Raw genomic sequence first — 12,913 nt, forward strand, 5'->3', positions numbered from 1 at the left:
GTAGTTCCAGGGGGTGATCGCGGCCACCACGCCGACCGGCTCGTGGTGCACGACCGAGTTGCCGGTCTTCTCCTCGAAGGCGTACGTGGCCGCCAGCTCGGCGTAGGAGCCCGCGACGGCGATCGGCACGGCCGCGTGGACGGCCTGCGAGAACTTCAGGGGCGAGCCGAGTTCGGCCGTCACGGTCTCGGCGATCTCGTCCGCGCGGGCCACGAGCACGTCCCGCAGGGCGGCCAGGCGCGCCGCGCGCTCGGCGGGCGGGGTCGCGGCCCACTCCGGCAGGGCGGCGCGCGAGGCCCGTACGGCGGTGTCGACGTCCTCCGCGGTGCCGGCCGGGACCGTGCCGATGACCTGCTCGTCGACCGGGTTCACGACCTCGATCACGTCCTGGCCGGCGGCGGGGCGCCAGGCGCCCCCGATGTACATGCCGTCGTATGCCTTCATCGCGCTTCCTCCGGGGCGGGGCGTCGTCGTCCGGCACATAAACTAGCGACGATAGTTTTCCGGCGCCAGACGTCCCGGTGATCCCGTGATCCCGGTCATCACAGCACGGAGCGGGCCCCGCCCGGGTGTGCGGCTCCTCACTCCTCCAGGTCGGGCAGGCGCGCCGGGTTCGGGCAGATGCGGTCGCCGTGCTGGTCGAAGACGAAGAGGTGGGCGAGGTCGACGAGGAGCGGCACCTGCATACCGTGGCGGAGGGCCAGGTCCGGGGTGGCGCGCACGATGAGGTCGCCGGGCAGGCGGGGTTCTGCCGCCCCGGGGCGGGGATCGGCGTCCCCTGGGTGGCCCAGGGCCACGACAGCTCCCGCCCGGCCGGCTCCGGTCCGCTCCCGCAGCCGCGTGAGGACCGAGCCCTCGCGGCGGCGCCGCCTGACGGGGCGGCCGGGGCGGGGGTGCGGGGCCTCCAGTTCGGGGACGATGGCGGGCCTGGAGCCGGTGTTGAAGTGGACGAGGATCTCGTGGCCCTGGAACTCCACGTGCTCGACCAGGCCGGTGATCGGCACCTCGCCGGGGCGGGCCGAGGAGTGTTTGGCGATCCGGACGGCTTCCGAGCGCAGGCCCACGATGACCTCGCGGCCCTGCTGGACGCGGAGCAACTGGTGGTCCAGGGAGAGCGGCTCGGGCAGGCGCAGGAACTGCTTGCCCAGGCTGATGGTCATCGCCCCGTCCAGCGGGGCGCGCACCAGGCCGCACAGGAGGTTGATGCGCGGGGTACCGATGAAGGCGGCGACGAAGACGTTGCTGGGCAGCGCGTAGACGACGCGCGGGCTGCCGACCTGCTGGAGCACGCCGCCGCGCAGTACGGCGACGCGGTCGCCGAGCGACATGGCCTCGGACTGGTCGTGGGTGACGTAGACGGTGGTGACGCCCAGCTCGCGGGTGAGCTGGGAGATCTCGGCCCGCAGGTGGGTGCGGAGCTTGGCGTCGAGGTTGGACAGCGGCTCGTCCATCAGGAAGGCCGAGGGGTGGCGGGCGATGGCCCGGCCCATGGCGACCCGCTGGCGTTCACCGCCGGAGAGCTGGGCGGGCAGGCGGTCGAGGAGGTCCTCGATGCCCAGCACCCGGGCGGTGGCGTCCACGCGCGGCCCGGGGTCCGTGCCCGGGGCCTCGATACGCAGCGGGAAACCGATGTTGGCGCGGCTGGTCATGTTCGGGTAGAGGGCGAAGTTCTGGAAAACCATCGCCATGTCCCGCCCGGACGGCGGCAGGTCGTTGGCGTACTCGCCGTCGAGCAGCAGCTCGCCCTCGTCGATCTCCTCCAGGCCGGCGATCATCCGGAGCACGGTCGACTTGCCGCAGCCGGACGGGCCGAGCAGCACGAGGAACTCGCCCGGCGTGATGTCCAGCGACAGCCGGTCCACCACGCGGGCGCCTCGCGTGTAGGCCTTGCTCACGTCGTGCAGGGAGATGGCGCGTGTCATGGGGTGCCCCCGAGGGGTCATCAGGGCGCTGGTGCTCCGCGGTCGGAAGCCCCGTGCGGGTCGTACGGGGCTGTGGGTCACGGAAGTTAACGGAATGTGTGCGGCCTGGGGAAGACACGGGGCGCGATCCGGGGTTGTGGTCCAGCTGGTGAGAAGGCGGACGGTCTGATTCGGCCACGGCCGGGAGCCGCCCGGGGGCAGCGGATGCCGGTGAGGTGGGCGAAGGCCACGACGTTCCCGGAGCGGCCCTTCCTTCGGTCGTAGCTGCCGCCGCAGGTGATCAGGCGCAGCTCGGGGCGGCCCCCCCCCCAACGCCGAAGCCCCCGATCGACAGCCGCCCCCCGATCCAGCCTCACGCCCTCCCACCTCACCCGCCGCAGCCCCGGCCCACCGCCACGCCGCCCCCGGCGCGGCGGCAGAACCACCCCGCCCCTCACCAGGGGAACAGAACCCGCACCGACGCCCGGCCCGGCCCGGCCCCGGACCGCCCCAGCAGAGCGGCGCGGTACACGGAAGCCGTCCTACGACGTGCCATCGGGGCGGCGGCGGAGCGGGAACCCGACCGTCCCGGCGACGGCGGCCGGCCCGACGGCCGCGGCGCCGGCGACCGGTGTGAGGGCCTCGCCGCGGGCGATGCCGCCACCCCCGTCGGCGGGCCGCCGACCGGCGTCGTCGGCTTGGAGGTCGCGCAGGCGACCTTGAGGACCTTGAACTTGCCGGGGCCGTGGACCTGGTCGGTGAAGGGTCATCGCGCTGTTGTCCGCGGCCGCCGCGTTGGCGTGGATCTCGACGTCTCCGTTGTCCCCCGGGACGGGAGCGGCGACGGCGGGCACACCGCTCAGGGTGGCCCCTGCGAGGGTGAGGGCGGCGAGGACGGCGGGCGCGGGCCTGCACGCCGCGCGGGGGTACGACGGGCCTGAGCATGCCTCCAAGTCAGGTGATTTCCATGCAAGCACCGCGTCACCTGACTCTCTGTCACATGAACCGCGCCCTACGACATGTCAGATATCGCTCTTGCGGCGCAGCCGCACCCTCGACCGGCGGGCCTCACCCGACCCGTCCCCTGCCTTGCCCGACTCCCCCTCTGCCTCCCCCGCCGCACCCGGCTCCCCCCGCGACCGCACGGCAACCCCCGAGGACAGCAGCAACAGCACCCCGAGCATCACGAACGGCGCCGCCACTCCCGCGACCCCGGCGATCAGCCCGGCCGCGGCGGGCGCGGCCACCTGGCCGAGCCGGTTGCCGGTCAGGCGCAGCGCCAGGGCCGTGGAACGGGCCTCGTCGGGCGCCGCCTGGACGACCGTCGTCATGGACAGCGGCTGCCCCACACCGAGGCAGAAGCCGAGCAGCACCAGCAGCAGGCCGAGCGCCCACACCGGCATCGGCAGGGCGATGCCCGCGCACAGCAGGGCCGCCAGCAGACAGGTCACCGTGAGCAGCAGGGCGCGGCCGAGCAGCCGCAGCAGGGGCGTCAGCACCAGACGGCAGGCGATGGTGGCCGCCGCGCGCAGGCTGAGCAGGACGCCGATCACCGACGGCGCGATGCCCCGGTGCTCCCCGACCACCGGAAGGTAGGCGGTGAGGATGTCGGTCGCGGACAGCACGGCGAGGCTGATGAGGATGCCGGCCGGTACGCCCCGGGTGCGCAGGATGCGCCCGACCGGGACACGGTCTCCCGTCTCCGCACGGGACGTGGCCGCCGTGCGGCGGTGCTCGATGCGCCACAGCGAGGTGAACGCGACCGCGCCGATCGCACCCGCCGCGATCAGGGCGAGCGCGCTGGTGCCCGTCATGTCGTCACCGCTGATCACCGCGCCCGCGGCGACGGGGCCGACCAGCTGGCCGAGCGCGGCACCGATGGTGAAGTGGCCGAAGTTGCGGTCCTGTTCGTGCGGCGCGGACTGGCGGGCGACGAGGGACTGGGAGCCGATGACGAAGCAGAGGTGGCCGAGGCCCATCACGCCGCTCCACAGGGCCATCGCCCACAGGGAGTTCGCGACGCCGCTGAGCGCGCAGCCGCCGGATATGAGGACCACGCCGAAGGGCAGCAGGGGCGCACAGCGGCCGTGGTCGGTCCGGCGGCCCAGGGGCACGGCGGCGAACAGCGGCAGCAGCGCGTACACACCGGCGATCACACCGACCGCGCGCTCGTCGGCGCCCAGCGCGAGGGCCCGGTAGGAGACGGCCGGCCGGGCCATCGACACCGCCGCCTGCGCGAAGCTGAAGGCGATGACGAGGCGGAGCAGCCAGCCGCGGTTCCCACTGGGCCTCACGATGACGTCCTCCATGCGGTGGTCAGATGATTCCGAAGAGCATGCCCGCCCCGAGGATGACCAGGCAGGTGAGGGCGGCCCACTTCACGACGAACTTCGTGTGGTCGCCGAACTCCACCTTGGCCATACCGACCAGGACGTACACGGCCGGGACCAGCGGGCTCGACATGTGCAGCGGCTGGCCGACGAGGGAGGCGCGGGCCATCTCCAGCGGGGAGACGCCGTGCGCGGCGCCCGCCTCGGCGAGGACGGGCAGGACACCGAAGTAGAAGCCGTCGTTCGACATGAAGTACGTCAGCGGAAGGCTGAGGATGCCGGTGACCAGGGCCATGTGCGGGCCCATGCTGCCGGGGATGACGTCCACCATCCACTTGGCCATGTGGTCGACCATGCCGGTGCCCTGGAGGACGCCGGTGAAGACGGCGGCGGCGAAGACCATGCCGGAGACGTTCAGGACGTTCTCGGCGTGCGCGGCGATGCGGGCCTTCTGGTCCGGGATGTGCGGGAAGTTGACGGTGAGCACGAGTGCGGCGCCGAGCAGGAACAGCACCGGGATCGGCAGCACCTCCATGATCATGGCGGTGAGCAGGCCGACCGTGAGCAGCGCGTTGAACCAGTACAGCTTGGGGCGCAGCGTGGCGCGGTGGGGGTCGAGGCCCTGGAAGTCGTCGTCCCGCTCGTCGGCGTCCGTGCCGGAACCCGCGCCGCCCGCGACGCCCTTGCGCATGGAGACCTTGCCGTCGCCGGAGCCGCCGGCGCCCACGAGGACCGTCTCGGGCTCCTTCTCCTCGACCTTCTCCTCCACCAGCACCTCGTCCAGCGTCAGCACGCCCAGCCGCCTGCGCTCACGCACACCGAGGACGTACGACAGGATGAAGACGAAGAGCAGGCCCACCAGGAGTGCCGGGATCATCGGGACGAAGATGTCGCTGGCGTCGAGCTTGAGCGCGGTCGCGGCGCGGGCGGTCGGGCCGCCCCAGGGAAGGGTGTTCATCACGCCGTTGGCCATGGCGGCGACACCGGTCATCACGACCAGGCTCATCTTCAGGCGCTTGTACAGCGGGTACATCGCCGAGACGGTGATCATGAAGGTGGTGGAGCCGTCGCCGTCCAGCGACACGATCGCCGCGAGCACGGCGGTGCCGACGACGATCCGCATCGGGTCGGCTTTGCAGAATTTGAGGATGCCGCGGACGATCGGGTCGAAGAGGCCGACATCGATCATCACACCGAAGTAGACGATCGCGAACATGAGCATCGCCGCAGTGGGGGCGAGGTCGGTCACGCCGTCGAGGACGTAGTCGCCGAGCTTGGCGCCCTTGCCGACGAACACGCAGAACAGCGCGGGAATCAGCACGAGCGCCGCGATCGGCGACATCTTCTTCATCATGATCAGGACCAGGAAGGTCGCGATCATGGCGAAGCCGAGGATGGTCAGCATGAGTGGATACCTAACGTTCGCCCTTGAACATCCCACCAGGGCCGGCGGTGTCCGAGACGTTAGGTGCGTTCAAGCAGCGTTAACAAGACGTTGACGTGCGAGCAATAAGCGCAAAACTGCTGGTCACAGCTTTGCTCAGGTCAGAGCGGTGAGCTTTTCGGTCACGGATGCGCATCCGGGGGCCGTCTCGGGGGCGACCTCGACGGGCACCGCGTTGAGGACCGCGTTGCCCGACAGCGGGTCGAGCAGGCGGCCGTCGAGGAGCTGGTTGACGTTGACGCCGGGGTCGGTCACGGCGTGACTGAGACGGGTTCCGGGGCGGTCGTGGCCCCAGCCGTGCGGCAGGCTCACCACACCCCGGCGCACCTCGTCCGTGACCTCGGCCGGTGCGGTCACCTCTCCACCGGCGCCCGTCACGCGCACCGGCGCCCCGTCGCGCACGCCCAGCCGTTCGGCGTCCTCGGGGTGGATGTGCAGGGTGCAGCGGTTGGAGCCGCCGGTGAGGGCCGGCACGTTGTGCATCCAGCTGTTGTTCGAGCGGAGGTGACGGCGGCCGACCAGGACGAGCCCGTCGGGGCGCTCCTCCAGCGCGCGCTTCAGGCGGGGCAGGTCGTCCGCGATCGGCTGCGGCAGCAGCTCCACCTTGCCGCTCCTGGTCTTCAGCGGCTGCGGGAGCCGGGGCCGCAGCGGACCGAGGTCGATGCCGTGCGGGTGCGCGAGCAGCTTCTCCAGGGTCAGTCCGTCCGGTCGTACGCCGAAGCCGTCGCCGTAGGGGCCGAGGCGCAGCATCATGTCCAGCCGTCGCTCGGGCCCGGTGTCACCGGTGAGTTGGGCGGCCAGCTCGCGGGGGTCACGGCCGTGCACGGGCGAGTGCGGTTCCTCGACCGCCTTGCCGAGGGTCTGGTCGATGACCATCTGGTCGACGGCTGCGGGATCGGCCCCGTGCATGCCCGTCACGGCGAGGATCAGCCGGGCCAGGATCTCCGTCTCGGCCATCCGGCCCGGCTCCAGCGGGATCGCGGGACGGGTGTAGCGGACCTGGTTGCGGACGGCGAGGGTGTTGAAGGCGAAGTCGTGGTGCGGGCTCTGGGAGGGCGGGGGCGGGGGCAGGACGACGTCGGCGTGGCGTGCGGTCTCGTTGAGGTACGGGTCGACGCTGACCATGAAGTCGAGCGATTCGAGTGCCTGGTCGAGCCGGTCGCCGTCGGGCGCGGAGAGCACGGGGTTGGCGGCGACGGCCAGGAGCGCGCGCACCGGCTCGCCCTCCTCGGTGGCGGTGTCGATCTCCTCCGCGAGGGCGGAGAGGGGCAGTTCGCCCTTGGCCTCCGGGTGCCGGCTCACGCGGGAGTGCCAGCGCCCGAGGGCGAAGCCGCGGCCGGGTCCGGCGGGGCGCGGGGTCTTGTCGGTGGCGGCCTGCGGGAAGAGCGCCCCGCCGGGCCGGTCGAGGTTACCGGTGAGGATGTTCAGGACGTCGACGAGCCAGCTGGCCAGGGTGCCGTGCGGGACGGTGCAGCTGCCGATGCGGCCGTAGACGGCGGCGGTGGGGGCGGCGGCGAGCTCGCGGGCGAGGGTGCGTGTGACGTCGGCCTCGACATCGCAGGCGGCGGCGACGGCTTCGGGGGTGAACTCCCGCAGGGCGTCGGCCACTTCCTCGACGCCCTGCACATGCGGGGTCGGTTCGGTCAGGCCCTCGTCGAAGAGCACCTGTGCCATCGCCGCCAGCAGCAGCGCGTCGGTGCCGGGCCGCACGGCGATGTGCCGGTCGGCGAGCTTCGCGGTGCGGGTGCGCCGCGGATCGATCACGACGAGCGTGCCGCCGCGGGCCTTGAGCGCCTTGAGTTTGCCGGGGAAGTCGGGGGCCGTGCACAGACTGCCGTTGGACTCCAGCGGGTTGGCGCCGATCAGGAGCAGATGGTCGGTGTGGTCCAGGTCGGGCACGGGGATGGCGTTCGCGTCGCCGTAGAGCAGTCCGCTGGAGACGTGCTTGGGCATCTGGTCGACCGTGGAGGCGGTGAAGACGCTGCGCGTGCCGAGCCCGGCGAGCAGCATCGCCGGGTAGAGGGCGCCGGCCATGGTGTGCACGTTGGGGTTGCCGAGGACGACGCCGACGGAGTTCGGGCCGTACCTCTCCACGACGGGCCGGATGCCGGCGGCGACCGCGTCGAAGGCCTCCTCCCAGGTGGCCTCGCGCAGCTCTCCGTCCCTGCGCACGAGCGGGGTGCGCAGCCGGTCGGGGTCGGCGTCGACGGCCCCGAAGGAGGCGCCCTTGGGGCAGACGAACCCCTTGCTGAAGACGTCGTCACGGTCACCTCGGGCGTGGGTGACGCGCGCCCCCTCGATGGTGAGGGTCAGGCCGCAGGTGGCCTCGCACAGGGGACAGATACGCAGGGCGGTGCGGGACACGGGTCCTCCAGGGGCGGCGGCTACGGTGACGCACGAACGGCCCGAGCATACCGACCGGTATGCACGGCGGGGAGACCCTGACCGGCGTGAGGTCAGTCGAGCACCCGGGCCAGATACGCCCGCAGCATCTCCCGCATCTCCTCGATGATCTTCTGGTCCCCTTCCGGCGCGACCCGGAACGCCAGGTGCACGAGGGTGTCGGCGGTCTCCACGGCGATGAGGAAGACCCGGCGCAGCTCCTCGTCGGGCTCACGCTCGAGATAGCCGGAGAGGAGCTCGGTGAGGCGGTCGGCGACGCGGTGGTTGGGTTCGGCCTGGCGGGCGCCGACCGGGATCTGATTGCCGAAGTCGACGAGGGAGAAGCCGGGCGCGGTGCGCTTCATCTCCAGGTACTCGTCGAGCACGGCGTCCATGGCCTCGCGCCAGCCCCCGTCACCCGCCTCCCGCAGGCGCTCGGTGACCCGCTCCGAGTAGTGCTCGAGGTTGCGCTGGGCCAGCGCGTCGACCATCTGGCGTTTGTTGCCGAAGAAGCGGTAGACCGAGCCGATGGGGACCCCCGCCCGCTGGGCGACGGCACGGGTGCTCAGGGCGTCGTAGCCGACCTCGTCGAGGAGGTCGGCGCAGGCGTCGAGGATCCTGGTCAGGCGTTCGGCGCTGCGCCGCTGCACGGGCGCACGGCGGAGCGATGTCGCGTGGGGCACGGGCTTCATGATGCCTTTCCGGCGCGGGCCGGTGAACCTCGCCCCCCCCGGTAGGCGACCGGGTCGTTGCACGGGCCCGCGCCTTCCGCCGGGCGTTCGCGCTCGGCGTCGTGCCAGGGCCCGGCTCCGACGCGGTGATGTCGGCCGTGCTCTCCACGGGTTCGCCGTCCACCACCCATACGGTGCCGTCGTCGGCGTAGAGGCGGGCCGTCACCTGGTGCGTGCCGCGCGGTACGAGCCGATCGGCGAGGCGGTACCCGGGGGCGCGGAGCCGGGCGACGAGGCGGCCGTCCACGTAGAGGTGCGCGAGGCCGCGTCCGGCCACCACCCCGGCCGCACCGGCCGGCGAGAAACGGAAGTTCCGCAAGGTCAGGCGTACGTCCCAGCCGTCGGCCGCACCGGGCTGCACCTCGATGCCGACGCGGGGGGAGCCCTCCTGCCCCACCTCCCGGTAGGGCCGCCCCTCGTCGTCCCGGTCCTCCAGCAGCCTGCCCACCGGCGCGGGCGACGCCCCGCCGCCCCGCTCCCGCTCGACACTGGAGCCGCAGCCCGCGGATCCGGCCACGAGGAGGACGCAGACCGCGAGCACGGCCAGAGGTCCCCGTGTACACGACATGCCGGGGAGCGTAGAACACGCGTCCGGTACCGCGGATCGTCCTGGAGTCGGGTTCCGGTCATCCGCCGAAAGGAGGGCGTGTGGGGCACGTGTCCCCCTTGCGTCGGGGAAAACGCAATCCTACGGTGCTCCATAGGAATCGGATGCAAGGGAGCAGCGATCATGGGCGATGGGGGTACCTCCCGCGCGAGCGGGTTCGAGCGTGGGGGAGCGCGGAAGACCGCCGAAGGGCTGACCTATCTCTCCGGCTTCGGCAACGAGCACAGCTCCGAGGCCGTCCCGGGCGCACTGCCGGAGGGCCGCAACTCGCCCCAGCGGGCCCCGCTCGGGCTGTACGCGGAACAGTTGAGCGGTACGGCCTTCACCGAGCCCCGGGCCCACAACCGCCGTTCGTGGCTGTACCGGATCCGCCCGTCGGCCGCGCACCCGGCGTTCACCCGTACGCACAACGGCTCGATCCGCACCGCCCCCTTCACCCAGACCGCGCCCGACCCCAACCGCCTGCGCTGGAACCCGCTCCCCGACCCGGCGCCGGAGACCGACTTCCTGGCCGGTCTGTGGACCCTGGGCGGCAACGGCGACGTCACCCAGCGCACCGGCATCGCCGTCCACCTCTACGCCGCCAACGCCTCGATGGACCGGGTGTTCAGCGACGCCGACGGCGAGCTGCTGATCGTCCCGGAGCGCGGCGGGCTGCTGCTGCGCACGGAGTTCGGTCTGCTCCATGTGGAGCCGGGCCATGTGGCGCTCGTCCCGCGTGGGGTCCGCTTCCGTGTGGAGTTGCTGGACACCGCGCCCGACGGCGGGCAGAGCCCGACCGCCCGCGGCTATGTGTGCGAGAACTACGGCGCGCCCTTCCGCCTCCCCGACCTGGGCCCGATCGGCGCGAACGGCCTCGCCAACCCGCGGGACTTCCGCGCCCCGGTCGCCGCGTACGAGGACGTCGAGGGACCGGTGGAGGTGGTGAACAAGTTCTGCGGCAACCTGTGGACGACCACCTACGACCACTCCCCGCTCGATGTCATCGCCTGGCACGGCAACCATGTGCCCTACGTCTACGACCTTCGCCGTTTCAATGTGCTCGGCACCATCACGTACGACCACCCGGACCCGTCGATCTTCACGGTGCTGACGTCCCCGTCGGACACCCCGGGGCTGGCCGGGGCCGACTTCGTGGTGTTCGCCCCGCGCTGGCTGGTGGGCGAGGACACGTTCCGGCCGCCGTACTTCCACCGGAACGTGATGACCGAGTACATGGGACTCATCGAAGGCGCGTACGACGCGAAGGCTGAAGGGTTCGTGCCGGGCGGCGGCTCGCTGCACAACATGATGTCGGCGCACGGCCCGGACCGGGAGACCTTCGACCGGGCGAGCGCCGCCGAGCTGAAGCCGCAGAAGATCGACGACGGCCTGGCGTTCATGTTCGAGACGCGCTGGCCGATCACCCTCACCCCGCAGGCGGCCCGCGCCGAACACCTCCAGCAGCGCTACGACGACGTCTGGCAGGGCCTGGAGCGGCACTTCCGTCCCTTGCACTGAACAGCCCCGACCGGTACGGATGGCCCGTGACCTCCTTCGCTCCGGACTCGATCGTCCTGAACCGCAAGCTGCCGCTCTGGTACCAGGTGTCGCAGTCACTGCGCGCCTCGATCCTCGGCCGCTCGCCCCAGGACCCGCTGCGCCTGCCCACCGAGGAGCAGCTGGCCGGGCACTACGGCGTGAGCGTGCTGACCATGCGGCAGGCGCTGAAGGAGCTGGAGGACGAGGGGCTCATCTCGCGCCACCGCCGACGCGGTACGTTCATCGAGCCGCACGCGCGCCGGGGCTCCCCGGTCCGCCTGCTCGGCTCGGTGGACGCGATCGTGGCCCAGCAGTCCGGCATGACGACCGCGCTGCTGGACCACGGCACCGCCCCGGTGCCGGCCGAACTCGCCGAGTTCTTCCCGGATCTGCCCGAGGTGGCGACGTACCACCGGCTGCGCAGCGACGAGAAGACCGGTGAGCCGACCAACCACGCCCGCAACTACGTGCGTCCCGAACTGGCCGCGCGCATGGACCTGGACGACCTGGTCCGGTGGCCCATGACCAAGGTGCTGCGGGACGTCGCCGGGGCGGACATCAGCCGCATCACGGACACGGTGGAGGCCCGCCTGGCCGACCCGGAGACCGCGAAACTGCTCCAAGTACCGCTGCTCAGCCCGATCCTGCACTACACGGGCATCACGTACGACGCCGGCGGGCGGCCCTTGGACGTGGCCGTCATCCAGTACCGGGGAGACCGCTTCTCCTTCACGGTGACCCTGGACGCGACCTGACCCGGGTGTCGGAGCCACACCGTACGATGCCCTGCGTGACGCACGACGACGCTCCGCTGCTGGCGGACCTCATGCCGTGGTCCGTCGCACCGCCGCGGCTAGGCCGGGGGTGGCCGGCGGGCCCCGACGCGGCGTCCCTGAAGGCCCGCTGGGACGCCCTGATGAAGGCCGAGGGACCCGACCGCGAGACCCTGTTCGAGCCGACCCGCTCCCGCACGCCGCACACGGCGGTCGGCCAGTTGCCCGGCCAGGCCGGCAGCGGCACTCAGAAGCTGGCGCGCGCCTCGGGGCCGTGCCCGGAGCCGGTGCGCGTGCTGTACGCCCCCTTCGACGAGCAGTGGCTGATCCCCGACCAGCGGCTGATCGACGCGGCCCGCCCGGAGCTGTGGCGGGTGGCGGACGAACGGCAGGTCTTCGTACTGGAGGCGCCCGAGGCCCCAGGAGGTGTCCGCGAAGTCCCGCCTGCCCCACGCCTGCTCGTCACCTCACTGCTCCCGCTGCTCCGCTCCGGCCGGATCCGCCCGCTGTTCCGGCGGCCGGACGGGCAGGAGCCGAACCTGGCCCCCGGCCTGCTCGCTCACCTGGCCACTCGCCTGGGCAGCTCCCCCACACCGCTGGACGTACTGGCCTGGATCACGGCGACGGCCCGCCCGGGCCTGTCCGTCCCCCTCACCGGGGACGCCGACGCCTGGGCGCGAGGCCTGGAGCTGGGCCACCGGCTGCTGTGGCTGATGCGCCGCGACGGCGAACGCCCCAAGCTCCCCGGCGGCCGCCGCCCCTACGTCCGCGCCCCGCTGCCCTCCCGCCCCCTGACCCTGCGCTACGACAGGGACGAGGAGGCCCTCCTGCTGGACGAGGGCCGCATCTCCCCGGTGCCGCCGGAGGCCTGGGACTTCGAGGTGGGCGGGGTGCGCGTCCTGGAACAGTGGTTCACGGCACGCGTCACCGAGGCGGAGCCGGGCACACTCGCCGCGATCCGCCCCGCCACATGGCCCCAGACCTGGACGTCGGAGCTGCTGGAACTGATCACGGTCCTGGCCCTGCTGTCCGAACTCCGCCCGCTGGACGAACCGACGATCCCCGACCCGATCACGACGACCGAGCTGCGCGAGGCCGGCGTCCTCCCGGTACCGGCGCCGGCCCGCCGCCCGGCCTCGGTGCTGGGCGGCCCCGAGGAGGGCCCGGAGGGGCAGCTCGCGTTGCTCTAGCGCAGGTCGGGATCGGCTCCAGGGCAGGCCGGGA

General features: G+C 72.4%; 10 protein-coding genes. 3 read left to right on the plus strand and 7 right to left on the minus strand.

The annotated features are described in order from the left end of the window. The 7 genes from AOQ53_RS31280 to AOQ53_RS31305 all read right to left on the minus strand — a co-directional run. Nucleotides 1-444, minus strand: a 444-nt coding sequence (locus AOQ53_RS31280) for an aldehyde dehydrogenase family protein (RefSeq protein WP_148640399.1), incomplete at its 3' end; no start/stop codon positions are given. A 137-nt stretch (nt 445-581) separates the two neighbouring features. After that, the gene (locus tag AOQ53_RS31285; RefSeq protein WP_059422369.1) at nt 582-1,922 is read right to left on the minus strand and encodes an ABC transporter ATP-binding protein; all 1,341 of its coding nucleotides are present in this window, start codon (nt 1,920-1,922) and stop codon (nt 582-584) included. 521 nt (nt 1,923-2,443) lie between these two features. After that, complete coding sequence (locus tag AOQ53_RS41875; RefSeq protein WP_236711873.1) at nt 2,444-2,854, minus strand: hypothetical protein; 411 nt, start codon at nt 2,852-2,854, stop codon at nt 2,444-2,446. A gap of 69 nt (nt 2,855-2,923) precedes the next feature. Continuing rightward, a complete protein-coding gene (locus AOQ53_RS31290; protein WP_059422414.1) occupies nt 2,924-4,195 on the minus strand; it encodes an MFS transporter in 1,272 nt (423 codons plus the stop codon). A gap of 22 nt (nt 4,196-4,217) precedes the next feature. Then, the gene (locus tag AOQ53_RS31295) at nt 4,218-5,636 is read right to left on the minus strand and encodes a CitMHS family transporter (RefSeq protein WP_059422371.1); all 1,419 of its coding nucleotides are present in this window, start codon (nt 5,634-5,636) and stop codon (nt 4,218-4,220) included. 135 nt (nt 5,637-5,771) lie between these two features. Further along, nucleotides 5,772-8,039, minus strand: coding sequence for a molybdopterin oxidoreductase family protein (locus AOQ53_RS31300; protein WP_059422373.1), 2,268 nt, complete (start codon nt 8,037-8,039; stop codon nt 5,772-5,774). Between the two features lie 92 nt (nt 8,040-8,131). Continuing rightward, on the minus strand, nt 8,132-8,749 hold the full coding sequence (locus AOQ53_RS31305) for a TetR/AcrR family transcriptional regulator (protein WP_059422375.1): 618 nt from the start codon (nt 8,747-8,749) through the stop codon (nt 8,132-8,134). 769 nt (nt 8,750-9,518) lie between these two features. Between AOQ53_RS31305 and hmgA the strand changes: the two genes are divergently transcribed. From hmgA to AOQ53_RS31320, 3 genes are read left to right on the plus strand one after another with little or no spacing between them, the layout of a single operon-like run. Beyond that, nucleotides 9,519-10,895: a homogentisate 1,2-dioxygenase gene (gene hmgA, locus AOQ53_RS31310; protein WP_059422378.1), complete on the plus strand. Its 1,377-nt coding sequence runs from the start codon at nt 9,519-9,521 to the stop codon at nt 10,893-10,895. A gap of 26 nt (nt 10,896-10,921) precedes the next feature. Beyond that, nucleotides 10,922-11,671, plus strand: coding sequence for a GntR family transcriptional regulator (locus AOQ53_RS31315; RefSeq protein ID WP_059422379.1), 750 nt, complete (start codon nt 10,922-10,924; stop codon nt 11,669-11,671). 26 nt (nt 11,672-11,697) lie between these two features. Continuing rightward, a complete protein-coding gene (locus tag AOQ53_RS31320; protein WP_059422384.1) occupies nt 11,698-12,879 on the plus strand; it encodes a type ISP restriction/modification enzyme in 1,182 nt (393 codons plus the stop codon). The last annotated feature ends 34 nt before the right edge of the window (nt 12,880-12,913 follow it).

It is taken from the genome of Streptomyces azureus (assembly GCF_001270025.1).
Taxonomy (GTDB): Bacteria; Actinomycetota; Actinomycetes; order Streptomycetales; family Streptomycetaceae; genus Streptomyces; species Streptomyces azureus.

What these genes read in the sequence shown, in the direction of transcription:
- hmgA (WP_059422378.1), top strand. Translation starts at nt 9,519, where the DNA reads ATGGGCGATGGGGGTACCTCCCGCGCGAGCGGGTTCGAGCGTGGGGGA.
- AOQ53_RS31305 (WP_059422375.1), bottom strand. Translation starts at nt 8,749, where the DNA reads ATGAAGCCCGTGCCCCACGCGACATCGCTCCGCCGTGCGCCCGTGCAG.
- AOQ53_RS31295 (WP_059422371.1), bottom strand. Translation starts at nt 5,636, where the DNA reads ATGCTGACCATCCTCGGCTTCGCCATGATCGCGACCTTCCTGGTCCTG.
- AOQ53_RS31320 (WP_059422384.1), top strand. Translation starts at nt 11,698, where the DNA reads ATGCCCTGCGTGACGCACGACGACGCTCCGCTGCTGGCGGACCTCATG.
- AOQ53_RS31285 (WP_059422369.1), bottom strand. Translation starts at nt 1,922, where the DNA reads ATGACACGCGCCATCTCCCTGCACGACGTGAGCAAGGCCTACACGCGA.